Origin of the sequence: Streptomyces sp. NPDC052020 (assembly GCF_040680575.1) — a bacterium.
Lineage (GTDB): Bacteria > Actinomycetota > Actinomycetes > Streptomycetales > Streptomycetaceae > Streptomyces.
Genome location: NZ_JBFAWY010000022.1, coordinates 93,246 through 118,019, shown reverse-complemented (window position 1 = coordinate 118,019; position 24,774 = coordinate 93,246). Strand labels below are relative to the sequence as shown.

At 70.8% G+C, this 24,774-nt stretch carries 18 protein-coding genes, 3 tRNA genes and 2 pseudogenes; 9 read left to right on the top strand and 14 right to left on the bottom strand.

The window, feature by feature from the left end; genetic code table 11:
* Positions 1-53: 53 nt before the first annotated feature.
* Positions 54-1,964 (bottom strand): 1-deoxy-D-xylulose-5-phosphate synthase, encoded by a 1,911-nt coding sequence (gene dxs / locus AB0L74_RS22645; protein WP_365655079.1) that lies wholly within the window; start codon positions 1,962-1,964, stop codon positions 54-56.
* Between the two features lie 33 nt (positions 1,965-1,997).
* The gene (locus AB0L74_RS22640; RefSeq protein ID WP_365655076.1) at positions 1,998-2,807 is read right to left on the bottom strand and encodes an inositol monophosphatase family protein; all 810 of its coding nucleotides are present in this window, start codon (positions 2,805-2,807) and stop codon (positions 1,998-2,000) included.
* Between the two features lie 428 nt (positions 2,808-3,235).
* On the opposite strand from AB0L74_RS22640, the gene AB0L74_RS22635 reads away from it, so the two are divergent.
* From AB0L74_RS22635 to AB0L74_RS22620, 4 genes are all read left to right on the top strand, one after another.
* Positions 3,236-3,320 (top strand) — tRNA-Ser (locus tag AB0L74_RS22635).
* A 133-nt stretch (positions 3,321-3,453) separates the two neighbouring features.
* A complete protein-coding gene (locus AB0L74_RS22630) occupies positions 3,454-4,122 on the top strand; it encodes a histone deacetylase (protein WP_365655073.1) in 669 nt (222 codons plus the stop codon).
* An 873-nt stretch (positions 4,123-4,995) separates the two neighbouring features.
* A complete protein-coding gene (locus tag AB0L74_RS22625) occupies positions 4,996-5,556 on the top strand; it encodes a SigE family RNA polymerase sigma factor (RefSeq protein WP_365655070.1) in 561 nt (186 codons plus the stop codon).
* Between the two features lie 80 nt (positions 5,557-5,636).
* Positions 5,637-7,313, top strand: coding sequence for a long-chain fatty acid--CoA ligase (locus AB0L74_RS22620; RefSeq protein WP_365655067.1), 1,677 nt, complete (start codon positions 5,637-5,639; stop codon positions 7,311-7,313).
* A 221-nt stretch (positions 7,314-7,534) separates the two neighbouring features.
* Here the strand turns inward: AB0L74_RS22620 and AB0L74_RS22615 are convergent, their stop codons facing one another.
* The gene (locus AB0L74_RS22615) at positions 7,535-12,505 is read right to left on the bottom strand and encodes a PAS domain-containing protein (RefSeq protein WP_365655064.1); all 4,971 of its coding nucleotides are present in this window, start codon (positions 12,503-12,505) and stop codon (positions 7,535-7,537) included.
* 302 nt (positions 12,506-12,807) lie between these two features.
* Positions 12,808-13,371 carry an SSI family serine proteinase inhibitor gene (locus tag AB0L74_RS22610; protein WP_365655059.1) on the bottom strand — a complete coding sequence of 188 codons (564 nt, stop codon included), beginning with the start codon at positions 13,369-13,371 and terminating at the stop codon, positions 12,808-12,810.
* A 228-nt stretch (positions 13,372-13,599) separates the two neighbouring features.
* Between AB0L74_RS22610 and AB0L74_RS22605 the strand changes: the two genes are divergently transcribed.
* Positions 13,600-13,690: transfer RNA gene (locus AB0L74_RS22605), tRNA-Ser, on the top strand.
* A 277-nt stretch (positions 13,691-13,967) separates the two neighbouring features.
* Positions 13,968-14,040: transfer RNA gene (locus AB0L74_RS22600), tRNA-Arg, on the top strand.
* Between the two features lie 77 nt (positions 14,041-14,117).
* Here AB0L74_RS22600 and AB0L74_RS22595 read toward each other — a convergent pair.
* A pseudogene (locus AB0L74_RS22595) lies at positions 14,118-14,774 on the bottom strand (site-specific integrase); the annotation flags it as partial.
* A gap of 752 nt (positions 14,775-15,526) precedes the next feature.
* Between AB0L74_RS22595 and AB0L74_RS22590 the strand changes: the two are divergent.
* Positions 15,527-15,730 carry a hypothetical protein gene (locus AB0L74_RS22590; protein ID WP_365655056.1) on the top strand — a complete coding sequence of 68 codons (204 nt, stop codon included), beginning with the start codon at positions 15,527-15,529 and terminating at the stop codon, positions 15,728-15,730.
* A 268-nt stretch (positions 15,731-15,998) separates the two neighbouring features.
* Here the strand turns inward: AB0L74_RS22590 and AB0L74_RS22585 are convergent, their stop codons facing one another.
* From AB0L74_RS22585 to AB0L74_RS22550, 8 genes and pseudogenes are all read right to left on the bottom strand, one after another.
* Positions 15,999-17,210: a site-specific integrase gene (locus tag AB0L74_RS22585; protein ID WP_365655053.1), complete on the bottom strand. Its 1,212-nt coding sequence runs from the start codon at positions 17,208-17,210 to the stop codon at positions 15,999-16,001.
* Positions 17,210-17,392: a helix-turn-helix domain-containing protein gene (locus AB0L74_RS22580; RefSeq protein WP_365655050.1), complete on the bottom strand. Its 183-nt coding sequence runs from the start codon at positions 17,390-17,392 to the stop codon at positions 17,210-17,212. The genes AB0L74_RS22585 and AB0L74_RS22580 overlap by 1 nt, the downstream gene beginning before the upstream one ends.
* Positions 17,389-18,873 carry a replication initiator gene (locus tag AB0L74_RS22575; RefSeq protein ID WP_365655047.1) on the bottom strand — a complete coding sequence of 495 codons (1,485 nt, stop codon included), beginning with the start codon at positions 18,871-18,873 and terminating at the stop codon, positions 17,389-17,391. The genes AB0L74_RS22580 and AB0L74_RS22575 overlap by 4 nt, the downstream gene beginning before the upstream one ends.
* Before the next feature lie 152 nt (positions 18,874-19,025).
* A complete protein-coding gene (locus AB0L74_RS22570; protein WP_365655044.1) occupies positions 19,026-19,766 on the bottom strand; it encodes a DUF2637 domain-containing protein in 741 nt (246 codons plus the stop codon).
* A gap of 49 nt (positions 19,767-19,815) precedes the next feature.
* The gene (locus AB0L74_RS22565; RefSeq protein ID WP_365655041.1) at positions 19,816-20,145 is read right to left on the bottom strand and encodes a hypothetical protein; all 330 of its coding nucleotides are present in this window, start codon (positions 20,143-20,145) and stop codon (positions 19,816-19,818) included.
* Between the two features lie 603 nt (positions 20,146-20,748).
* A pseudogene (locus tag AB0L74_RS22560) lies at positions 20,749-21,039 on the bottom strand (protein kinase); the annotation flags it as partial.
* Positions 21,000-21,443, bottom strand: coding sequence for a hypothetical protein (locus AB0L74_RS22555; protein ID WP_365655038.1), 444 nt, complete (start codon positions 21,441-21,443; stop codon positions 21,000-21,002). The gene AB0L74_RS22555 and the pseudogene AB0L74_RS22560, both read right to left, overlap by 40 nt.
* 249 nt (positions 21,444-21,692) lie before the next feature.
* Positions 21,693-21,923 carry a hypothetical protein gene (locus AB0L74_RS22550; RefSeq protein ID WP_240449373.1) on the bottom strand — a complete coding sequence of 77 codons (231 nt, stop codon included), beginning with the start codon at positions 21,921-21,923 and terminating at the stop codon, positions 21,693-21,695.
* 119 nt (positions 21,924-22,042) lie between these two features.
* Here AB0L74_RS22550 and AB0L74_RS22545 point away from each other — a divergent pair, with 119 nt between their 5' ends.
* Entirely contained in the window at positions 22,043-22,789 is a 747-nt protein-coding gene (locus AB0L74_RS22545) for an XRE family transcriptional regulator (protein ID WP_365655035.1), read from the top strand.
* A gap of 2 nt (positions 22,790-22,791) precedes the next feature.
* Positions 22,792-23,262 carry an NUDIX domain-containing protein gene (locus AB0L74_RS22540; RefSeq protein ID WP_365655032.1) on the top strand — a complete coding sequence of 157 codons (471 nt, stop codon included), beginning with the start codon at positions 22,792-22,794 and terminating at the stop codon, positions 23,260-23,262.
* A gap of 429 nt (positions 23,263-23,691) precedes the next feature.
* Here AB0L74_RS22540 and AB0L74_RS22535 read toward each other — a convergent pair whose 3' ends face one another.
* Complete coding sequence (locus tag AB0L74_RS22535; protein ID WP_365655029.1) at positions 23,692-24,045, bottom strand: peptidase inhibitor family I36 protein; 354 nt, start codon at positions 24,043-24,045, stop codon at positions 23,692-23,694.
* Positions 24,046-24,774: the final 729 nt, after the last annotated feature.

Below are 24,774 nucleotides of genomic sequence, written 5' to 3'. Positions count from 1 at the left end.
CGGGGCGGGTGGCCCGAGCGCCTGAGGGAACGGTCCTGGAAAACCGCGGGACGCTAAAGCGTTCCCGCGGGTGCTCCGCTCTCGTCCAAGGCGAGTTCGACGGTGTTGTGGACCGCCTTGTGCAGGGCGTCTTCGGTGAGCTCCAGGTCGGCGAGGAGTTCACCGCGTGATCCGTGGTCGAGGAACCGCTGGGGAATGCCGATCACCTGGACCGGAGCGGCGACGCCCGCGTCGCGCAGTGCCTGTGCCACGGCCGCGCCCGCCCCTCCCATGCGTCCGCTGTCCTCCACGGTGACGACATGACGGTAGCCGCGGGCCAAGCGGATGAGCCCCTCCGGAACCGGCTTGACCCACCTCGGATCGATCACCGTGGCGCTGACTCCGTCACCGGAGAGCCGGTGCGCCACGCGCACGCACGGACCCGCCATCACGCCCACACCGACGATCAGCACGTCGCGCCGCGCGGATTCGTACAGCACGTCGATGCCGTCCCTGCGCGCGAGCGCGGGCACGGCGGGCTCGACCGCCCCCTTGGGGAAACGCAGGGCCGTCGGCGCGTCCGTGACCTCCACGGCCTCGCGCAGTTCCTCACGAAGTGTGTCGGCGTCCCGGGGCACGGCCACGCGCAGGCCGGGAACCATGTTGAGCAGGGACAGGTCCCACATGCCGTTGTGGCTGGCACCGTCACTGCCCGTGATGCCGGCCCGGTCCAGTACGAACGTCACACCGCACCGGTGCAGGGCGACGTCCATGAGGAGCTGGTCGAAGGCCCGGTTCAGGAAGGTCGAGTAGACGGCGACGACGGGATGCAGGCCGGCCATCGCCATGCCCGCCGCCGAGGTGACCGCGTGCTGTTCCGCGATGCCGACGTCGAAGAACCGCTCCGGGTGGCGGGTGCCGAACTCGGTCAGTCCGACCGGCCCTTGCATGGCCGCCGTGATGGCGACGACGTTCGGGTTCTCCGCGCCGATCTCGGCGATTTCCGCGGAGAAGACGGAGGTCCAGCTCCGGGATCCGTCCGACGGCGCTGCGCCGGTGCGGGAGTCGATCTTCCCTACCGCGTGGAACCGTTCGGCTTCGTCCCGCTCGGCGGGACTGTATCCGCGTCCCTTCTCCGTGACGCAGTGGACGATGACAGGGCTTCCGAACCCCCTGGCGAGACGCAGGGAGTTCTCCAGCTCGGCGATGTCGTGTCCGTCCACCGGCCCGACGTATTTGATGCCGAGGTCCTCGAAGAGCGCCTGCGGTGCCACGATCTCCTTGAGCCCCTGTTTGACGCCGTGCAGGGTCTCGTAGACCGGATTGCCGACGACGGGCGTACGTTCGAGGATCTCCTTGCCGGCCGCCAGGAACCGTTCGTACGCCGGCAGGGTCCGCAGCGCCGAGAGGTGCCGCGCGAGCCCACCGACCGTGGGCGAGTAGGAGCGGCCGTTGTCGTTGACGACGATCACCAGGGGCCTGGAGTTGCCGGCCGCCGCGATGTTGTTCAGCGCCTCCCAGGCCATGCCCCCCGTCAGGGCACCGTCGCCGATGACCGCCACCGTGCACCGGTCGACCTCGCCCCGCAGCGCGTACGCCTTGGACAGTCCGTCGGCGTAGGCGAGGGCCGTCGAGGCATGGGAGTTCTCGACCAGATCGTGCGCGGACTCGGCCCGCGACGGATAGCCCGACAGGCCGCCCTTCTTGCGGAGCGTGGAGAACCTGTCCCGGCGGCCCGTGACGATCTTGTGGACGTAGGACTGGTGCCCGGTGTCCCAGACGATGGAGTCCCTGGGAGAATCGAAGACCCGGTGCAGTGCCAGGGTAAGTTCCACCACACCGAGGTTGGGGCCTAAATGGCCGCCGGTCTGTGAGACGTGCTCAATGAGGAAGGCGCGTACCTCCGAGGCGAGGCGCTCCAACTCCCCCTCGGACATGTCGCGGAGGTCTTTCGGGGAGTTGATCTCGTTGAGCAGCTGCACCATGGGATTTCCCTTTCTGAATCGTTTCCCTGAAATTCACAGGTTGGCGAGGGCGCGCTTCAGCCCGGTGACGACTTCGGGAGAGCCCGCGAGAAAGGCGTCGATCTGCCCGGCTCGAACGGTTTCGCAGTGGCCTCCGGCGGCCTTCACCAGGGCGATGCCGGCCGCGATGTCCCAGATGCTGAGATTGATTCCGACGTAGCCGTCGAGCGAGCCGTCGGCCACCGAGAAGAGGTCGCAGGCGGCCGATCCCACCCAGCGCCAGTCCTGGACATGGGAGACCAGGACCGGCACGATCCGCTGCAAGGTGAACGCCCGTGCGGTGGCGTCGTGGCACAGGCCGACGGCGACCAGGGCCTCGTTCACCTTGACCGAGGAGACCGACATCGGGCGTCCGGTGCTGGAGTAGATCCGGTCTCCTTCGGCGGCGGCCCAGTCGCCGTGGGCCGGCCGGACCACGGCGCCCGCGAAGATGCCGCTCTGTGACTCGAGACCGACCGAGACGGCGAAGTCGCGTCGCCCGTGCACGAAGTTCGTGGTCCCGTCGATGGGGTCGATCACCCAGCGCAGCCCAGAGGTCCCCTCCCGTACCCCGGACTCTTCGGCGAGTATTCCATCGCTCGGGCTGCGGTCCGAGAGGTGGCCGATGATCGCTCGCTCCGCCTCCTTGTCGGCGCGGGTCACGAGGTCATAGCGGGCTCCCTTGCTGGCGACCGACTGGAGGAATTCCGCCGCCTGCTCGTCAATGGCCTTGGCGCCTTCCTTCGCCGCTTCCAGGGCCAGAGCCGCGTACGGTAAGTCCACCCTCTCCCGCGTCGAAACGGCCAGCATTTCGTTTTTACGCATCAGTGCCCCATGAATCGGTGTGTGGCTGAGTGAATCCTTTCAGTGGTCATCTTGCTTATGGGGTGATACCGCGCCATTCACTTCGAGTGACATGGTTGTAAACGGTGCTGATTGTCTTGATCTGATGTGCCGGACTGTGAGCGCTCCCGTGTCCCGATTCGGCGCAGTCCTCAGGTGGCGTCGGGTGTCGTTCCCCGGTCGCGCGCCCGGGTGGCCGTATCCGGGTTGTGGGCATATGTCAGTATGTGCTGGAGTGCCGAATCGGTCATCGAGGTGTCTCGTGTCAGTGGCGCATGGGGCCGGCGCGGCTGACGGGTGACCGAAACGCAAATATCGGGTGGCCGCGTCCCCGTGTGGGCCAGGGCCCTCCGTGCGAGGCCGGAGGCCGGTAGGCTGTTGCCGCTCCGCCCCAGGTGGGACGGGGCCGAGGTGGGTTGCCCGAGCGGCCTAAGGGAACGGTCTTGAAAACCGTCGTGGCGCGAGTCACCGTGGGTTCAAATCCCACACCCACCGCCGGCAGGCCGGCGTACGGCCGGTTTCGGAAGGGGTGCCCGTCCGGCGAGGGGCACCCCTTCCTGTTTCGCCCCGTGTCCCCCCTCGTCCCGGCGAGGGCGCGGCGCCGCGGGGCGGGGACAGGGGAGCGAGCGTGAAGGCCCTGCGCGGTATCGACCCGGCGCCGCCCGCCGACCGGCACCCGCGGCGGGTCTGGTACGCGTCCTACGGGTCCAACACGCATCTGGATCGGCTCGCCGCCTACCTCCGGGGCGGGTGCCCGCCCGGCGCCGCGCGGGAGTACCCGGGGTGCCGCGACCCCGCCATGCCGGCCAGGTCGGTCCCGGTGGAACTCACCGGCGCGATGTACTTCGCCACCGAGTCGCGCGTGTGGGGAGGCGGCCGGGCCTTCTACGACCCGGGGGTGAGCGGGCGGGTGCTGGCCAGAGCCCATCTGGTGACCACCGGTCAGTTCGCCGACATCGCCGCCCAGGAGATGGACCGGGCACCGGGAGCCGACCTGGACCTGGCGGACGTGCTCACCCGGGGGCGGGCCGTGCTGGGCGCGGGCCGCTACGAAACGCTCGTCTGCGCCGGCCGGCTGGACGGCCTGCCCGTACTGACCTTCACGGCGCCCTGGGGGATGGGCGACGTGGGATGGGTCCCCCCGTCCGCCGCCTACGTGCGGTTCCTGGCCGCGGGCCTGCTGTCGGCCGGGGCGTGGGACCTCGAGGCGGTCGCCGCCTACCTCGCGGCCTGCCCCGGTGCGGCCGGCCACTGGTCGGTGCCGGGTATCACCGAACTGCTGGGCGAGGGGGCGTGAGGCGGGTCGCCGGGGACGTGTCCGCGCCGCGCGGGCCGGCGCTGCCCCTCGTACGCGGAGAGGGCGAACTGGGTGATGGCGGCCATGCCCTCGTTTCCGTATACCCGTTCGAAAATGGAAAGGGGGCGCGTGTGCGGCGCGCCGGGGATGTGCGCGGAGTGGGAGATGTGACGGAGCGCCTCATCGCTTGGGGCGCTTGAGCCGGAGCCGGTTGGCCCGTCCCGCGTCGGGGTGGAAGGGATGCGCAGGGGTTTATCGACTTGTCCTCACGCTTGAGGGGGAATCGGGATGTCCGGGGTGGTTCGCCGGGATCGGGTGGGCAAGTCTGATCTCGTGACGTCGTGCACAGTACTGAGGCGGTCGGCCAACTGCCTTGGGGAACAGTCTGGTTCACGTGCCTGAGCGCCGCGGCCACGAGCCGGTGCGCATCTTCCCGGAGGAGCAACATGGCAAGTATCCGTACCGCCCGCACCCTCGCAGCGGTATCCGTCGGCTTCTCTCCGCTGTGGTGAGCTGAGGAGCCGGGGACGGCGCGGCTGTCCGGCCCGGCTCCTCAGTCTGTGTGGGTTTGCTTCATGGGGTTGTTTCGCGTCTGCGCGGCGGTGCTTCGGCACCGCCGCGCAGACGTGTGACCGGACGAACGGGCGGACGGACGCAGACGCGGCCAGGCGACCGGGCCGCCCGTCGGGGCCGGGTGGCCGGGCCGCCCGTCGGGGCCCGGTGGCCGGGTCTCAGGGGCGAACCCCCAGTGGCCCTCATCCCCTCGTCCACCCACAGGAGGTGCGGCAAGCCCCACCCCTACAACCTGAGGCGGACCCGGCTTCGGGACCTGGGGCCGATCCGGTGAAGCTCTCATGCTCCTAGCGTGGAGCCATGACCACACCCGTCTGCACCAGCGCTTCGGAGGCCGCCGCGGCAGCGACGCTGACCCTCTCGTATCCGTCGTTCGCGTCGTACGTCAGGGCCCGCCAGCCGGTGCTGCTGCGTACCGCCCGGTCGCTGACCGCGAACCCGAGCGACGCGGAGGACCTGTTGCAGACCGCGCTCACCAAGACGTACGCCGCCTGGGAGCGCATCGAGGACCACCGCGCGCTCGACGGCTACGTGCGCCGCGCGCTGCTGAACACCCGGACCTCGCAGTGGCGCAAGCGCAAGGTCGACGAGTTCGCCTGCGACGAGCTGCCGGAGCCGGAGCCCGTACCCGGCGGTGACGACCCGGCCGAGCGGCAGGCCCTGCGCGACGCGATGTGGCGGGCGGTCATGCGGCTGCCCGCCCGGCAGCGGGCGATGGTCGTCCTGCGCTACTACGAGGATCTCAGCGAGGCACAGACGGCCGCCGTGCTCGGCGTCTCCGTCGGCACGGTGAAGTCGGCGGTGTCGCGGGCGCTGGGCAAGCTGCGGGAGGATCCGGAGCTGATCGTGTCCGGACCGTGAGGTGATCGATCATCCGCTCCTAGTGACATACCGCGTGGTATGTGCGCAGAATCAGCGCAACCCTTGCCGCCGCGTAGGCAATGTCGCCCCGGGAGGATGCCGTGCTGAGCACCATGCAGGACGTACCGCTGCTGATCTCGAGGATCCTGACGCACGGGTCGACGATCCACGGCACCTCACAGGTGACCACCTGGACCGGTGAGGACGAGCCGCACCGTCGCTCCTTCGCGGAGATCGGCGCCCGCGCGGCCCAGCTGGCGCACGCCCTGCGCGCGGACCTCCAGGTCACCGGCGACGAGCGGGTGGCGACCCTGATGTGGAACAACGCCGAGCACGTCGAGGCGTACTTCGCCATCCCCTCCATGGGTGCCGTGCTCCACACCCTCAACCTCCGCCTGCCACCGGAGCAGCTTGCCTGGATCGTGAACCACGCGGCCGACCGGGTCGTGATCGTCAACGGCTCCCTGATCCCGCTGCTGGCCCCGCTGCTGCCCCACCTGAAGACGGTCGAGCACGTCGTCGTCTCCGGCCCGGGTGACCGCTCCCCGCTGGACGGCGCCCCGGTCCGGGTGCACGAGTACGAGGAGCTGATCGCCGGGAAGCCGACGGCGTACGACTGGCCCGAGCTGGACGAGCGCGCGGCCGCCGCGATGTGCTACACCTCCGGCACCACCGGCGACCCCAAGGGCGTGGTCTACAGCCACCGTTCCATCTACCTGCACTCCATGCAGGTCAACATGACCCAGTCGATGGGCCTGACCGACGCGGACACGTCGCTGGTCGTCGTGCCCCAGTTCCACGTGAACGCGTGGGGCCTGCCGCACGCCACCTTCATGTCCGGCGTGAACATGCTCATGCCGGACCGGTTCCTCCAGCCCGCGCCGCTCGCCGAGATGATCGAGAGCGAGAGGCCCACGCACGCCGCCGCCGTCCCCACCATCTGGCAGGGACTGCTCGCCGAGCTGACCGCCAAGCCGCGCGACGTCTCCTTCCTCTCCCAGGTCACCATCGGCGGCTCCGCCTGCCCGCCCTCCCTGATGGAGGCGTTCGACCGGCTGGGCATGCGGGTCTGCCACGCCTGGGGCATGACGGAGACGTCCCCGCTCGGCACGATCGCCCGTCCGCCGGCCCACGCGGTCGGCACGGAGGCGGAGTTCGGCTACCGCCGCACCCAGGGCCGCTTCCCGGCCGGCGTCGAGGCCCGCCTCACCGGCCCCGGCGGCGAACGCCTGCCCTGGGACGGCGAGTCGGCGGGTGAGCTGGAGGTCCGCGGCCCCTGGATCGCCGGCGCCTACTACAACGGCCCCGGCGCCGAACCGCTGCGCCCGGCCGACAAGTTCAGCGAGGACGGCTGGCTCAAGACGGGCGACGTCGGGACGATCTCCCCGGACGGCTATCTCACCCTCACCGACCGGGCCAAGGACGTCATCAAGTCCGGCGGCGAGTGGATCTCGTCGGTCGAGCTGGAGAACGCCCTGATGGCCCACCCCGAGGTCGCCGAGGCCGCCGTCGTGGCCGTCCCCGACGACAAGTGGGGCGAGCGCCCGCTGGCCACCGTCGTCCTCAAGGAGGGCGCCACCGCCGACTTCGCCGCTCTGCGCGCCTTCCTCGCCGAGGAGGGCAAGATCGCCAAGTGGCAGCTCCCGGAGCGCTGGGCGGTCATCGAGACGGTGCCGAAGACGAGCGTCGGCAAGTTCGACAAGAAGGTGCTGCGCAGGCGGTACGCCGAGGGGCAGCTGGACGTCACCCGGCTCTGACGGCCTCTCGGCCCTGCCCGCCCCCGGCCGGGCCCACGCCGCTGTCCGTCATCGCGCCTTCGGCTCCTCGCCTACGTCACCTGCCTACGACGCCGCGCCTTCGACGCGCCGCGGGCGGGCGCGCCTCACCGCCGTACGGCGGCGAGGCGGGCGGGGACCGGGCCCGTCCGGGCGGCGGCGAGCGCGCCGCCCGCGAGCCCGGCGTGATCCAAACGGGGACCCTAGTTGGTGCCGATCCGGGCCAGCAGGTCCACGATGCGCGACTGCACCTCGGTGCTGGTGGACCGCTCCGCGAGGAACAGCACCGTCTCCCCCGAGGCCAGGCGCGGCAGGTCGGCCTGGTCGACGGCGGCCGTGTAGACGACCAGCGGGGTGCGGTTGAGCTGCCCGTTCGCGCGCAGCCAGTCCACGATCCCGGCCTGGCGCCGGTGCACCTGCATCAGGTCCATCACGACCAGGTTCGGCCGGAACCGCGTCGCCAGTGCCACCGCGTCGGCGTCGCTCGCGGCACGCGCCACATGCATCCCGCGCCGCTCCAGCGTCGCGGTCAGCGCCAGCGCGATCTCCGGGTGCTCCTCGATGAGCAGCACGCGCGGCGGGTGCTGCTCGCTGTCACGCGGGGCGAGCGCCTTCAGCAGCACCGCGGGATCGGCGCCGTAGGCGGCGTCCCGCGACGCCTGCCCGAGCCCGGCCGTGACCAGCACCGGCACCTCGGCCGCCACCGCGGCCTGCCGCAGCGACTGGAGCGCCGTGCGGGTGATCGGCCCGGTCAGCGGGTCGACGAACAGCGCGGCGGGGAAGGCCGCGATCTGCGCGTCGACCTCCTCGCGCGAGTGCACGATCACCGGCCGGTAGCCGCGGTCGCTCAGCGCCTGCTGCGTGGACACGTCCGGGGCGGGCCACACCAGCAGCCGGCGCGGGTTGTCCAGCGGCTCCGGCGGCAGTTCGTCGTCCAGCGGCTGCGGACGCGGGGTGTCCGCCACCTCGACGGCCCCGCCGGGACCGTCCAGCGGCTCGGGCCCCTCGGCGGCGTTCTCGTCGGGCGCTCCTATGGCGTACGACCGTCCGGCGCCCTCAGTGGCCTGCGCGAGCCGGGGCGGCTGGCCGGCCGGCGCCGGGGTGGCCGGCTGCGGCTGTCCCGGCGTACGCGGCTGCTCGGCCGCCGGGTGCGGCCGGGCACCCTGCTCCGGCCGGGCGGCGGCCGGGTCGGGCGGCGTCCCCAGCTTCCGGCGACGGCCCGAACCGCCCGGGTGGTGCGGCGCGGGCGTGGCCGAGGGCTGCTGCACCTGGGCGGCCTGCCGGGTGAAGGGCACGCCCTGGCCCAGCGTGCGCACGCTGATCGCCCGTCCCTGCGTCGAGTTCGGGTCCACCGGAACCGCCGCCTCCGCGGGCAGCGGCTGCGCGGGCCTGGGGCTCTCCGGCGGCAGCGGGGCCGTCCCCGGGGCGGACGCACCCTGCGCGGGTGCCGGCGCGGCCGGCGGTACGGGGGCGACGCTCGTCCGGGGCGCCTCCGGGGCGGTGCCGGGCGGCACCGGGGCGGAGGCGCCGTGCGCGGGTACGGCGTTCGCGGCGCCGTCCGGCGGCACGGGGGTACCGGGGGCCGGGGTCTCGTCGGCGACGACGGGCCACGGCTGCGGAGCGGGGGCGGCCTGCGCGGCGGCGGCTGCCTCGTCCGGCGCACCCTGGGGAGGCTGGGACGCGGAGCGGGGCTGCGGCTGCGGCCGGCCGAGGGTGCCGGTCTGCTGGGCGGGCGGCGGCCCGGCCTGCCCGGCCTGCCCGGTCGCGTTCCGCGCGGCGGGGGCGGCGGCGCCCTGCGGCTGGGCCTGCCCGGCGGGCGGCTCCTCCTGAGCCTGCTGCCCCGCCTGGCCGGGCACCGGCGCCGTGACTGGAGCCGTGGCCGGCGTCGCGACCGGTTCCGAAGCCGGGACCCGAGCCGGAACCTGCCCCGGAACGCGACCCGGCACCTGCCCGGGAACCTGGGCGGCGGCCTGTCCCGGAACCCGGGCGGCGGCCTGCCTTGGAGACCGCCCCGGAACCTGGGCCGGGATCTGCCCCGTGGCGTCGCCCGTGGCCTGGTCCGTCGTCTGTGCGGCACCGCCCTGAGCCGCCCGCGGAGCCCCCGTCCGGCCGGGTACGGCAGCGGCCTGCGGATCCTGGACCGGGGCGGTCTGAGCGGGCACGCCGCTCCCCGGGCCCGCCACCGGCACGCCCCGACCGGCGGTGTCCTGGGCCGGAACGCTCTGCGCGGGAACCGGAACGCCCTGGCCCCCGCCCTGGCCCTGCGTCCCGGCCGGCGGGACGGCCGGAGCCGGTGCGTCCGGGGGCATGGCCACGGGCCGGCGACGGCGGCCGGTCGAATCGGTCACCGGATGCGGCACCGGCGGGACGTGCCCGGTGGACTGATCAAGCGGTACGGCGTCATGCCCCCCGTCACCGGTCTCGCCGCCGGAGGCCACCGCCCCGGAAGCCACCGCACCGGCCGTATTCGTGCCGGCCGCACCGGCGGCGTCGGTACCGTGCGCCGGCCGGTGTCCCTGGGCCTGAGCGGGGATGTCGGCCCCCGGCGTCGCGTCCCGCGCGGGAAGGTCCGGCGCCGCCGGCCCACCCGCGCCTGCCGGAACAGGCCCAGGAGAGCCGTGCGGTGCCGGCGGCGTCTGTGGCATGTGCGGCGCGTGCGGCAGCCCGGCCTCCGAAGCTCCCGGGGCTTCCACCGGCCCGGGTCCGCCCGTGACTCCGGCGACCGGGTGGGCCGTACCGGCGGGCCGGTCCGCCTCGGCGGGCGGCAGGGCGAACACCTGGCGAGGTCCGGCCTCCTGCGCGGCGGCGCGTTCGGCCGCCGAGGCCAGTGCGCGCCGTCGGCGTCCGGTCGGCCGGGACGCGTCGCCCGGGGCGGACGGGTCCGCCTCACCGGACGGCGCGGGCAGCGCCGGCGGCAGTGCGTGCTGGTCGTCGGCGGCACGCCGGGCCCGTCGTCCGGTCGGGGCGGGAACGCCCTGCGGCGGCACGGTGCCGCCCAGTCCGGTGCCCGATGCCGCGGTCCCCGCGGCATGCTCGGCGGCCGTGACGACGGCGCCCTCGGCCACGCCGGCACCCGGCCCCGCGGCCGCGTCCTCGGCGGGTCGCCGACGGCGGCGCCCGGTGCCCCCGGGCATCTCACCCGGCGCCGGCGCGGCCGGTGCCGGTACGGGCGCGGGCGCCTCGGCCGCGCGCCTCCTGCGGCGTCCGGTCGGGGTGCCCCCTTCTCCCTCGGCGCCGGGAACGCCGGAACCGTCCGTGTCACCGACCGGGCCCGCGAGGTCGCTCTCCAGGAACGCGTCGACGCGCCGCGCCCGCCGCCGCCCGCCGCCGGCGGTCCGCTCCGCCAGGCCGCCCGCCTCGGCGACCGGGGCCTGGGCCGCCGGCGCCAGCGCGGGCCGCGCCTCACCGGCCGCGCCCCCGGCGGACTCGCCGGCCGGGCCCAACTCCGCACCGGTCTCCGGGGCGGGTACCGCGGCCTCCGCGGCGGGCCCGGCCTCGGCGGCGACGGCCCCCGCCCCGGCCCCGATCGGTACTTCCAGCACGTACGCGCTGCCGCTCATGCCCGGCACCTCGTGCGTCTGCAACACGCCGCCGTGGGCGCGCACGATGCCGCGCACGATGGGCTCGTGCACCGGGTCTCCCCCGGCGTACGGCCCGCGCACCTCGATCCGTACGACCTCGCCGCGCTGCGCCGCCGCCACCACGACGGTGCTGTCCATGTAACCGCCCGCCGACACGGGCGCGTTGCCGGTCGCGTCGACCCCGGCCACATCGGCGACGAGATGCGCCAGCGCGGTCGCCAGCAGCCGGGGATCGACCTCGGCCTCGATGGGCGGCGCGTGCACGGCGAACTGCACCCGCCCCGGCCCGACCAGCTCGACGGCCCCGTCGACACCGGCGGCGACGACGGCGTCCAGCATCACCTTCGTACGGGAGACGCCCTCGGTGCCGGTGTCGAGCCGCTGGTAGCCGAGGACGTTGTCGATGAGCGTGGTGATCCGCGAATAGCCGGCCGACAGGTGGTGGAGCACCTGGTTGGCCTCGGGCCACAGCTGCCCGGCGTCGTCCGCGGCCAGCGCCGACAGTTCGCGGCGCAGCTCCTCCAGGGGCCCGCGCAGGGACTGCCCGAGCAGCGTCAGCAGCTGCTCGTGCCGGGCGGCGAGCGCCTCGTACCGGTCCTTCTCGCGCTCGCCGAGCGCGGCGTAGCGCTCCTCGCCCGCGGCGAGCTCCTCCGCGTGCTTCTCCTGGAGCTCCTCCAGCTCGGTGACGTGCTTCTGGCGCAGCGCGGTGAGCTCGGAGGCGTGCTCCTCGGCGATCCGCTCCAGTTCCTCGGCGTGCCGTCGCTCGGCGTCCTCCCGCTCCTTCACGAGCGCCTCGTAGGGCCGCCGGTCGGTGAAGGTCATCACGGCGCCGACGAGCTGGTCGCCGTCCCGCACGGGGGCGGTCGTCAGGTCGACCGGCACCTTGTCGCCGTTCTTGGCGTACACGACCTGCCCGCGCACCCGGTGCTTGCGCCCGGAGCGCAGGGTGTCCGCGAGCGGGGACTCGTCGTACGGGAAGGGGGAGCCGTCGGCGCGGGAGTGCAGGATGAGGGTGTGCAGCTCGCGTCCGCCGAGTTCGCCGGCCCGGTAGCCCAGTATCTGGGCGGCGGCGGGGTTGACCAGCACGATCCGCCCGTCGGTGTCCGTCCCGACGACGCCCTCGGAGGCGGCCCGCAGGATCATCTCGGTCTGCCGCTGCGAGCGCGCGAGCTCGGCCTCGGTGTCGACGGTGCCGGACAGGTCGCGGACGACGAGCATCAGCAGTTCGTCGCCGATGTAGCCGTAACCGTCGTACGCCTGCTGCCCGTTCTCCAGGTTGGCGCTGGTGACCTCGACGGGGAACTCGGTGCCGTCGGTGCGGCGGGCGACCATCCGGGTCGGCTTGGTCCGGGCCCGCGGGTCGATGTGGTCCGGCCGCCGCATGGAGCCGGGGATGAGCTTGGAGTCGAACTGGGGCAGCAGGTCCAGCAGCCCGCGCCCGACCAGCGCGGTCCCTGGCGCCTCGAAGGTCTCCAGGGCGATGGTGTTCGCGTTGACGACGGTCCCGTTGGCGTTGACCAGCACCAACGCGTCCGGCAGAGCGTCCAGTATGGCTGCGAGGCGAGCAGCGCCTCGGGATGGCCTGCTGCTCACGAGTCGCTTCCTCCCTGTTACCGCACCTTGCCGACCGCGTGGGCCATCTTGCCAACCTGCCCGCAGCGTGTCACGCGAGGGAGTCTAAGGGCTGGGGCCGTGCGCGCGGCGCCGGATGGGACGGAGGTCGCACGGCGAAGTGACGTAGAACGTGTGACCGATTGGTGCCCGGTTGGGGTCGGATACGGCCGGGATGGCCTGATCCGGCGGGCAGCCGGGGGACCGGGCGGGCCGGGGGCAGGCGGACTGGCGGGCAGCCGGGCCCGCGGGCCGACCGGGCTGGCCGGCCCGCGGCGACCGGGTCACGGGGACGCCGGCGCCCCGAGGTCCGGAAGGAGCGGCACCATACGGTCCCAGCGGGCGATCGCGCAGCCGTCGCGCCGGTCGTACCTCGCGTCGACGGGGCGCCCGGCCCAGACGCCGGTGACCCGCGCGGTGGCGGGGCCGCCGTACTGCATGGTGCACACGCCGCCGCGCCCCGCCGGCGCGAAGGCGTCCTGCCCCCAGCGGGTGTTCCGCTCGACCGCGGCGCACGCCCCCTCGGGATCGGGGTGGCTGCCGCCGCCCGGGTGGCAGGAGAGCTGGAACGTCCCGTCCCGGCCCCGGCCCGCGTTCCGGACGGTGACGGTCAGATGGTCCCCGCTGTGGTGCGCCACGGGCCGGGTGACCTGCGTGGCGGCTGGGGCTGCGGTGACCGGTGAGGCGTAGGCGGTCGAGGGCCCGGCGGCCAGGGAGGCGGCCGCGGTGAGGGAGGAGGCGGCGGTGACGAGCAGCCGCCGCAGCACGGGGCGGGGGCGGCGGGTCTGGGGCCGGGGCGGGGCCTGGCGGCCGGCCCGGCGGGCGAACTGCGAGATGACCTGCGACATGCCCTGACTAACGCCCCACGCCCGGCGATGTTGCGGCCCCCGCCCGTGCGTCCCGCCGCCCGGACGGCCGTCCTCCGGCCCGCGGACACGCCCCGCCCCGGCCCGCGCGTATCCCCTTTGCCCTGCGGCCTGCCCGCCTAGTACCGTGGGGGTCGATTGGTGACAGCACGCTCGACTGTGTCATCATCGGCACGCACCACCCGCACTCGCGCGCGGGATGTCGTGTAAGGAGGCGTCGCCTAGTCCGGTCTATGGCGCCGCACTGCTAATGCGGTTTGGGCCTTAAAGCCCATCGAGGGTTCAAATCCCTCCGCCTCCGCACATGATCACCGAAGCCCCGGCCCACCCGGCCGGGGCTTCGGTGCGTGTACGCCCCCTCGCGTGGATCACCACCTCTCCCCCCCGACTTTCGGCCGAACTGTTGCGCGGCTCACATGGGCGAGGTGCGGGCGCAGCGGGTGCCCTGGGGTGTGTTTCCGCAGGTCAGAGGCGGTGAGGTCAGTGGATTTCACATGACGGCGGCAGTCATGTAATGTTCTTCCTGTCGCCGCGAGCGGGCCGAAAGGAACGGGAGCGGCGGAGAGAAAAATGAACAAGCACTCGTAGCTTAACGGATAGAGCATCTGACTACGGATCAGAAGGTTGCAGGTTCGAATCCTGCCGAGTGCACACAGGTGAGAGGCCCCGGAGAGATCCGGGGCCTCTTGCGTTTCAGGGGCGTACAGCAGCGAAGTACAGCAACGGCGTCAGCCGGCGCCGCCCATGGCGTCGGACAGCTTGCCGAGCGCGGCCCGCACCTCTTCCTCGCTGGCTTCGGCGTAGACCTCCATCGTCATGGCGATCTGCGAGTGCCGCAGGATTCGCTGCGCGACCTTGGGGTGGACCTTCAGGGCGACGAGGAGCGAGCTGCACGTGTGCCGGGTGTTCCGGAGCGGGATCACCCGGAGGTCGGCGCGCCGGGCCCGCAGGGCGAACATGCGGGTGAGGTTGCCCGGCTCGATCGGCGTCCCGTACTTCGTGGTGAAGACCAGCCCCCGCGTGTCCTGCCACAGCTCACCGGCCGCCTTCCGGTCCCCGGTCTGCTGGGCACGGCGCATCCGGAGCGCCCGAAGGCAGAATTCGGGGAGTGGAAGGAAGTCGTCGGACTCCTCCGTCTTGGTCTCCCGGTGCAGGATCTGTCGACCCGCACGCTGGATCTGCTGATCCACGTACAGCTCACCGGTGTCGAAGTCGATCGACTTCCAGGTCAGGCCCAAGACCTCACCGCGTCGCAGACCGAGGCAGAGGACGAGGACCCAGGCGGCGAAGAGCGGATCTTCGCGAGCGAGGGAGTCGGCGAGGAAGCGCCCGGCTTCCACCACCGACCAGGGCTTGATCCGGCGCCGCCGAGGCTTGGGCACTTTGTCCAAGGCGGCTCGCTCCGCTCACCGCGCGCGGCCCGACCCCCGGCCGGGCCTGCGCTCCTGTCTCCGCCCCGCTCCAGCCCGGCCGGCGCCCGTGCCGCGCGCACAGCAATCAGCCGCTTGCCGTCAGAGAAGGGGTACGTCGTGGCTGGGGCGGTCGGCTCCACGGCTTTAGGCAGCCACTTTGGCGCGAGCCTCGCAGATCATGGCCCCAACGTCGTGCTTTAGCGGGCAGGTCCACAGACTGCCCGACGCGCCGGAAGCTTACGGGGCCATGATCACTCGCGCCAAAGCAGCTCCAGCCCAAAGCCGTTCCGCCGACCTAAGGAGTGCAGGACCCTGCACCGTTGCTGCGTGACAAATGTCACATGAAAAGGCGCCCCCTCGCGCGCCGAGCGTGGCGCCAGACAAAGAGTTTTGTGATGTGACTGGAGTCACAGTCTCGTGTAATGGAGCGGCTTGAGCTGCGCTTTTGTACCGCATGTGGAGCTGAGTCGCACGACAGGGCCGAGACGCTACCGGACCGACCAGACACTGAGCCCCACCACGTGCGCTGTCGCGTATGTGGTGCAAGTCGCTGTCGAAGAGGACGCCTAACGGACTCGGTAACTTGGTCACCAGGCACCCGAAGTCGGAAACGACAAAGGGAAGTTCAGGTCCATGCTTGGCGGCTGACCTGGAACTTCCCTGTCGCGTCCGTACTCCGCTTGCTCCCCTGAATCTCTCGACAAGACACATGGAGACCGAAGTACATGACCGCTACCGACCGTACCCCAGATCCGACGGCGCGCAGCACGAAGATCCTTGCCTGGGTGCAGGCGACGACGATCACTGCTTGTCTGATCTTGACTGTGGGCATCGGTCTTTACGGACCACTCCCCTTGGCGCTGGCCATCGCTGGCATCGGCTCAGCGACCGTGGGCGGGATCCAAGTGACGGTGCACATTCGGAGATAGCCAGGCGATCGCGAGGCAGTACAGCAGCGAAGTACCGCAACCGCAGCAACCAACCCCGCCCAGCAGCGACCGCGGAAGGCCGAAGCGCAACCTGTATGACCGTCGTCGACCGATCTCGCTAGAGCTACGGATCAGAAGGTTGCAGGTTCGAATCCTGCCGAGTGCACAGCAGACCAGAGGCCCTGTGGAGCGTTCCACAGGGCCTCTGGCTTTTGCCTTGACGGCAGTGTTTGACGGCAACCGCCTCAGAGGGCGGTTCGGGAGTTGATCAGACGGCTACGAGCGCGCCCGTCGTGCCGTCGTCATCGTCCGAATCGTTGCCGTCACCCCTCAGTGCATCCCCGACGCGATCGAATGCCGAGCGCTGCGAGTCAAGCCGGACGAAGGTGTAAATGTCCATGGTCACGCGGATGGAGCTGTGGCCGAGGACTTCCATGATCATCCGGGCATCCGCGCCCTGTTCGTGGAGCAGAGACGCGCAGGTGTGGCGCAGGTCATGGAAGCGGACCTTACGGACTCCGGCGCGAGCGCACAGCGCCTCGAAGGACCGGTTGAGGTTGCGCGGCTCGATGGGCGTCCCGTTCTTCGTGGTGAAGACGAGGCCCTGACCTGTCCCCTTCCAGTTGGCACCGGCCGCCTTCCGGTCGGCTATCTGCTGCGCGCGCTGGGCACGGAGCGCCGTCACGCATTCGGCCGGCAGAGCCACGCGGCGGGCCGAGCGCTGAGTCTTCGGCGCGACGATCAGCAGTTCGCCGCCGACCCGCTGTAGGGCCTGCCGGACGGTGAGGACACCTTCATGAAGATCCACGTCCGACCAGCGCAGCCCCAGCAGCTCACCCCGACGCAGGCCGACGCGGACCGCCAGCTCGTAGACGGCCCACAGCCGGTTGTCACGGGCCGCCGCCAGGAGCTGACGCCCTTCCTTGGCGGTGAGCGGTTCGATCTCGCGCTTCGTTCCCATGCTCAGCTCCACGTTCCGGGCGATGTTGCGCGGCAGCTCGTCTTCCCGCACGGCGTGCTGCAGGGCACAGCAGCGCCGCTTGTGCTCCGGCCGCTTCTTGTCCTTGCCCTGCGCACAGCACTGGCAGGTGGCGGCCGTCTTGGCCAGGAAGGCCCGGATGTCGCGGCCGGTGAGCCGGGCCAGCTTCTTCCTGCCGAACTCGGGCGTGACGTAGTTGCGGACGAGCGATTCGTAATTGACGTACGTCGTCCGGCGCACCTTGCCCTGGGCGACGTTCACCAGCCAGTACGTCAGGTACTCGGCGGTGGTCATCTTGCTGGTGGCGACCGGCAACCCGTTGAGGGAGTCAGCCTTGAGCTTGGTCAGCTTCTCGTGTGCCTCGTCCCAGGTCTTGCCGTAGACGCTGCGCCGCTTGTAGGTGCCGTCCGTCGTCAGAACGTAGGCACTGCCTTCCCAACGGCCGTCCTTCCGCTGGTAGATGGTGCCCTCGTTGTTGGCGTTCTTCTTCGGCTTGGCCATCAGGCGGCTTCCTGCTCGGTGCGGAGGGATACGTAGGTGTCCAAGGCGGCTTCGCTGATACGGCGGCAGCGGCCGATCTTGAAGGAGGCGAGTTCGCGGGAGCGGATCAGGTCGTGGACCTTCCAGCGGCTGATGCCGAGACGTTCCGCGACCTGGTCCACGGTGAGCACGGCCGTCTTCATGCGGGCACAAGTCCTTCCTGCTTGAGGCGTTGGGTGTGGGCGATGTCGTGGCGGACCTGGGCGGCGAGGAGTTCTTCGCCGGGGCGGTAGCCGCTGCTGAGGTAGGTCCAGGACGAGGTGGTGACGAGGGTGGTCTCGTCGGTGGTGGGCAGGTCGGCGCGGGCGCGGGCGGCTTCGGCCTGGGCGAGACGCCAGGCACGGCGTACGTCGCGGAGGGCGCCGAGGGTGGTGGAGTAGGCGCGGGACTTGCTGGAGAAGTGGCCGCGGAAGCCGAGCATGTGCGCCCACTTCCAGAGCTTGAGGCCGGCGAACTCCGGAAGGTGCCCGAGCGCCCAGGCGGTACGGATCATCTGCCGTACGTGCTGCTGGACGGGTAGGGCCTTGATGGGTTCGGCCTGCCCGGTGCCGTCACAGTCGGGGCACCGGTCGTGGAAGCCGTCGGGGCCGCGCACGTGACCGCGTCCCTGGCACGGACGGCACATGAGGGTGCGGTCCACAGTGCCCGACCCTTCGGCGCTCTTCGTCGCGTACTTGGCGACGTACCCGGCGACCTTGGCGTCTGTGTACTCGGCAACCCGTGCGTCGGTGAGTTCACCGTCGCCGAGGGCCGAGATGGGGTCGACTTTGAACCGTTCGCCCCAGGCGATGACGCGTTCGCCGATGGCATCGGACTCGACGGTGAGCCGGGCACGTTCCCGGGCCATGCGCACCGCGGCCGTGAGGGCATCGAAGGTGGCCCAGGGCGGGGGCGGGGTGGTGTGGCCGTCGGGTCCGTCGAAGCGGATCACGGCGTGGAAGTGGACCAAGCCGCGCTTCTGGTACTCGGCGACCTTGGCGAAGGAGACGCGGAGAGCGGCGTGCAGTGCCTTCTGCGTCATACCCAGGTGTTCGGCCAGGGCGCGGCGTAGGTAGGTGGTGAAGCGTGCCCAGAGCTGCCCGGCGTGGGCGTTCCAGAGCACGGCGCCCGCGTAGTCGTAGGTGGTCGGGTCCAGCGGGGTGCCGAGTTCCGGTGCCTCTTCGGTGTGGGTGGTGCCGCAGGCGCAGGGGCGGGGCTGACCTGCGTCGGTGTTGGTGCGGTTGTGGACCGGGCCGAAGGAAGGGGCGGTAAGGGTGACGAAGGCGCGGGGGTGGTCGCGGACGGTTTCGGCGACGTTCTTTCCGCCGGAGAGTCCGGCCTTGATCAGGTGGTACGTGTCGGCGGCGTACACCCGCGAGCAGGCGGGGCAGCGGGAGGCGCGACGGTTGCCGCAGGTGGTCAGCAGGCGTCCGGACGGTTCGTCCTCGGAGCGGTAGGAGCGAACCACTTCTTTGCTGGCGGGGTCGGTGGTGATCGACCAGCCGTGGAGGTTGACGGGGTGGGTGTAGCCGCGCAGGTTGCGGACCTGTTCGGTGACGCGGTCGAAGTCGTGAGTGTTGGCCAGCTCGATCAGGTCCCGGAGGCTGGGGCTGATGACGTGCCGCAGGTCGAGGGGGCGGCGCATGAGTGGCGAGGACTCCTCTCGGGCGCGAGGGTGAGACCTGCGGGCAGCAGCGAACAGTGCGCTCGGGCTGCTGCCCGCAGGCATGACGGAGGGGGGCCCAGCGGTGGGCGAGGGTGGGAGATGGCCGGGATGCCGGCGGGGAGGGCGCGGCCCTACAGGGCTGCGTGGAGGGCGGTGGCCATCGGCAGGCCGATGCCAAGTCGCCTCTTGAGCTGGACCGCTGTGATGGGCTCGCCGTGCTCGGCGTGGTGGGACGCGGCGATGGAGCGTGCTTCGGCGAGCAGCGGCTCAGGCACCTTGACCCCAGGCACAGACACAGGTGAGGGCATGGGGACCGAGGCGGTGGGCGGAGCGAGCGGAGCCGGGGCGGGAACCGGTTCGGGCGTGACGGCCGGGGACGAGATCGAGGCGGGCACCGGATCCGCGGAGGTCGGAGCAGGGACTTCGGCCGGTTCGGTCTCGGCGGCCGGTGTCGGGGTGATCGCGTCGACAGCGGCCCCGTGGAAGGAGCGCAGGAGCTGGGGGCCGACCGCTCCCCAACCGAGGAGCAGCAGGGGTGCCACGGCGTCCACGGCGGCGCGGCCGTAGTGTCCGGCGATGATGGGTTCGGCGATGTTGAGGGCCAGGGTCAGCAGGCCGGAGACGTGCATCAGCCGGGTGGCCGCCGTCATCTGCTCGGGCGGGACGCCGCGCAGGGAGAGATAGCGCAGGGCGACCAGGAGACCGACCACGGACAGGTCGACCATGGGGGCGATCAGGGGCGCGATGGGGGCGGGGACGCCCAGGCGCAGGGCCAGGGTCCATACGTTGCCGAAGGAGAAGACGAACGCGAGCGCGGCGATGATGCCCATGACCACGGTCACGGTGCGCTGAGTGATCCGGTCCTCTGTCATGTGTGTTCACCTCCTTCCGGGTCTGACGGTGAGCGGTCAGGCCAACGGATCACGCGGCAAGCGGCGGAACGGCGTCGTCGTACGAGTCGTCCTTCATGAGGTCGATGCCGGGGAGTTGGGCGGCGAGCAGGTCGGCCGGGTCAGCGGTGAGGTGAGCCGTCCGAGCGGCGATGCCGGCGGAATCGGCTTCGCTGACGTACGGCGTCCGCACGCGGGTGAAACCTTTCTGCCCCTGGGTCTTCATGACCGCGACGCCCACGTACGCCGGTTCCTGCAACACGGTCGGGTTGGCGTCGGGCCACAGCCTGATGTCGTCACCGAGGGCAGCCACGGCAGCCTCGATGGTCTTCTGCGCGAAGGACAGACCGACCGGGCACACATCGCGGATGAAGGTGGGGATCGCGTCCCCGGTGGTCTTCTGGGAGGGATGACGATCATGCCCACCGAGCGCCCCATCTTCACCAGTTCCTCCAGGAGGCGGGCGTTCTGAGCCGCCAGGGCCGCGAGCTGCTTCGACTCCTTGTCGGAACCCTTGTGATCGCGGACGAAGGTGTGCGCCTCATCCACAGCCGACCGTGCGCCAGGCGCGATCACTCCCCCCAACCGCTCGCCGATTCAGAGCCGCAGGGTCCGCGAATCACAGGTCGCGCCGTGTTGCCCGGCCGTGTCACCAACGCCCAGGCAGGATCGGGGCGTGGGCCGCGACGCACGAAAGAAGCGTGGCTGAGGCCGGTACGGGGTTGCTGGAGACACACGTGACGGGTGCTCGTTCGGCGTACCCACCGTCGTGGTCGACTTTCGGTGGCTCATGTCAAGGCCCCTCTCCAGTGCAGTGACCAAGGAGCCGGGAGTGCGGCGGCGCCCGCATCCGAGCGCGCCAACCGCCCCGGTACCATCGGCATCGGGGTCCTGATCAGGGCTTCCGCGACCGGACCACCCGGAATGCTGTCCAGGCTGAGGGGTGGTCCGGTCTCTGGATGACCGGCTGGGCCGGCCAGTCGGCCGTGGCCTCGATGGGGTATCCGACCTTCACGGCGTAGTGGCCACGATGGCTCTCGACCTCCCAGACCATGGAGCCCCGGCGATCGAGGACCAGGCGCTGAGCCGTGGGCATGAGTGCGTCGAGCACGACGATCGGCAGTTCGGGGGGTGTCCCGGACAACGTCTGTTCTCCTTCCGGGCGACGCGGCCGACGCCGTGTCCGAGGCCGGCCGCGTCGCTGGTGTCGTGTCCCTACGCCTGACCGTACGGACGGCCGCAGTCCGCGTCGCACTGCGCGAGGTTCGTGCCGTCCACGGTCCAGAGGTCGTCGAAGACCATGAACCCGGCCGCCTTCATCGCGTGTGCGGAGGCGGCGACCTTCTTCGGATCACGCGTCCCTCCGCCCGGCTTGGGGTTGTGGTGGAGGAAGCGGCCCGCGAACCGATCGCACAGTTCGGCGTACTCCTTGGTGTGCAGGATGAGCGCGTGGAGGCCGAGGTCCACGTCGTCCGACGGGACCATGGGCACGGTGGCGGTCGCCGCGGTCACCACGAAGGCCACCGCCTGGTCCGCGATCCGCTCGGCGCGCTCGCGCGTCTGTCCGTTGTGGACCATCATGAAGTGGCTGAGGCTGTCGAGCAGTTCCTCACCAGCCACCGCGCGACCGGTCTTCTGGTCGTTGGCCGTTGCCGTCATGCGAATACTCCTTGAGTGTCGCTGTGCTCTGGCACTTGCGTACGCACCGGTCGCCGAGGCGTGGACCACGGGCCGCCGGGGGTTTGGAAGGCCGGCCCCGAACGGGGAAGAGAGAGCCGAGGAAGGTGTCATCCCGTTCGGGGCGGCCGGTCTACTGGCTGATACCGAGGGCCATACCGATCACCAGGCCGCAGGACCCACTGACCACGATGACGACAAGACCCCTCGCGAACCGGCCGATGGCGCGCATCACAGGCCACCCCGGCTGTTGCCGTTCTTGATGGCAAGGCGGGCGCTCAGTTCCTCCCGCGCGGACGGCGCCACCAGGTTGTTCGGCAGGGCGTCCCACTCGACACCGCCGCCGATGGGCCTTATCTGCACCCTGGCGCCGACCTCATCCATGACGACGCCGATCCGTCCACTGGCAGTGTCTTTTGCCAGTTCACCGATGCCTGGTCTGGTCTGCTGGTTGCTCGCCATGCGGCAGAGCATCCCGCCACCCAGCAGGACGCCAGAACCCCCGACGCACCCCACTTTGGGACGTCCTGCGTCGGGTAGAACGTCCCTAGTGCCGTCCCTGCGTATTAGGAGAGATTGGGATGCCGAACGAGAGGCTACGTGCTGCCATGGCGGCCGGCGGATGGACGTACGCCGCCCTCGCGGACAAGGTCGAGGTCGATCCCAAGTCCGTCGAACGGTGGGTCAATCTGGGGCGTACGCCGCGTCGAGCCACGGCCATGCTGGCAGCGGAAACACTAGGAGAAGACGTGCACGCTCTATGGCCTGCGCTCCGGCAGGCACGCCCCGCCCGCGCCGTCAGCCCGGAACTTGTGGCCCTCTACGACCAGCGGGCAGACATCCCCGTGTCGACCTTCGTGGACATGCTGACCCAGGCCCGCGAGCGGATCGACGTGTTGGTGTACGCCGCTGTTTTCCTGCACGAGGCGTACCCGCGGCTCAACGACCTGCTGCGTGAGCGAGCCGCCGATGGGTGTGCGATTCGTATCGCAGTCGGCGACCCGGACAGCCCGAATGTTCAACAGCGCGGCACAGAGGAGAAGTTCGGGCACGGAATCGAGTCCCGCTGCCGACTCGCCCTCATGCACTACCGCCCGCTGGCCGGGGTCGCTGGCATCGAGGTCCGGACCCATGCCACCACGCTCTACAACTCGATCTACCGCGCGGACGACCAGGCACTGGTCAATGCCCACGTCTGGGGCGTGAACGCCTACGGTGCTCCCGTGTGGCATCTGCGCCGCAGCGGGGAGGGTGGCATGTTCGATACCTACGCCAGCAGCTTCGACGCGGTGTGGAAAACCGCGACGCCGATAAGCGAAGAAGGATGACCATGGCCAGGACCGAGTACTACGACGACCCGGCGGCGCCGGAGCCGAACAGCATGGTGGTCGCCGCGTCCGCCGTGGTGACCGACGACGAAGGACGCATTCTCCTCCAGCGCCGACGGGACAACGATCTCTGGGCATTGCCCGGCGGTGGCATGGAGATGACCGACTCACTTCCGGGAACGGCCGTCCGCGAGGTGAAGGAGGAAACGGGCCTGGACGTGGAGATCACCGGGCTCGTGGGCACGTACACCGACCCACGCCACATCATCGCCTACTCGGACGGTGAGGTGCGCAGGCAGTTCAACGTCTGCTTCACCGCCCGTGTGGTCGGGGGCCGGCTGGCGATTTCGGACGAGTCCACGGAGCTGCGGTTCGTCCAGCCGGAGGAGATCGATCAGCTGCCGATGCACCACACGCAGCGGCTCCGGATCTGTCACTTCCTGGAACACCGCGATCGGCCCTATCTCGGCTGACCGCACCTGCGACACCTGCTTTGGGTCGGACGGGCCCCTAGGGCTGTACAGGGGTCGGCAACCCCTTTCGGCCGTCGTCACACCGGTCACGACCAGCCGGGGACGCCTAACAAGATCGTGTTATGAGCTCTTATGTGTAGAAACAATCCGGCCTTTCTTTGGCGTTCCCGCCCTGAAATCACCCTATTGCAGGGCGTCCTGCCGAAATTGATCAAAACAGCAGTGCCGGGTCCGGCGGTCACTCATTCGTGCATTACCAAATCCTCGGCTGGCCAGAGTAATCACTCGACAGAGCCCCCCGGTCGTCGGTGTGGTGAGTGAGTTCACTACGCCGACGGCGAGAGGCTCTGCCTCACGTCACCATCCCACCGGCCAGCCCATTCGTCCGACCAGCACAGGATGGAGGAGGCTCACTGGCCAGGAGCCTTCTCACTTGGGGCACTCGAAGAACTTGAGGGAGCCGGTGCGGTATGGTACGACGTCCCAGCCCTGGTGAGCGGCAACCGTGTGGAAGCCGTCCTTCTCGTAGTAGGGCTGCTTGTAAAGGTTCGCGCACTTGGTGGTGGCGTTGTACGCGGAAGCGCCAAATCCGGTGACCGGTATATCCTTCGGCGGGAACAGTTTGACCTGCCCCCTGTAAAGCGTTTGCGGATACATGCAGAAGTACCCTTCGCGGCACCCCTGTGGCAGTGGAGCGGTGGTTTCGGCGTGTGTTGCGGGAGCCACCGCGATGCCTGCGGTCAGCACTGCGGCCGCGACGGCCGAGGCTACGTGGAGTTTCATGCTCTGACTCCTTTCGTGTCCTATGCGGGTCAGTCGGCGTCGGTCGTGTCGACTGACCCGCAGGGACGGAGTAACTGCCTAATCGACCGTAGAGGGACGGAGCCGAGGCCGCAATCGGAGCAGTTCGATACCTCGTCATGAACTCCAGCCGGAGATTAGTGTCCTGGTGATGAGTATGCGAGCATAGATGTGCCGGGGCTGCGGTTTCCGCGCTATTAGCGCCTTGGCGCGGCACGGGCGCTGACTGACCGGACGCAAGTGGGGTGGAGACGGGGGCGCGCGCGACCGGGCGCCGTTCCGCGCCCGGTTAGCGAAGCTGCCGCCTTGCAGTCTGTGCCGAAAGTTGTACCTCTCAGGCTGGCTGTTTTTACAGTCCGTCAGGTGCTGGGAGGCTGCGCCACTGTTCAGAGCTGACGGCAACCCTGACGGCAACGACGGCTCACAGTGACCGTTGATCACGGCCGTCAGCGATCAGTCGGGAGGAGGGCGGAGCATCCGCCCAACGCTCTGCCCGATCCTACGGATCAGAAGGTTGCAGGTTCGAATCCTGCCGAGTGCACACAGAGCAGAGGCCCCGGAGTGATCCGGGGCCTCTGGTGTTTCCGCTGGCGGCCATGTCCGATGGATGTGCCGGGCGATGGATGTGCCGGGCCGTGCTCTGCCGGGCGGTGAATGGCCGTGTCGGCCGGGGGCGCGGCGGCGGATGGAGGTCGTCCTGGAGCCGGCGCC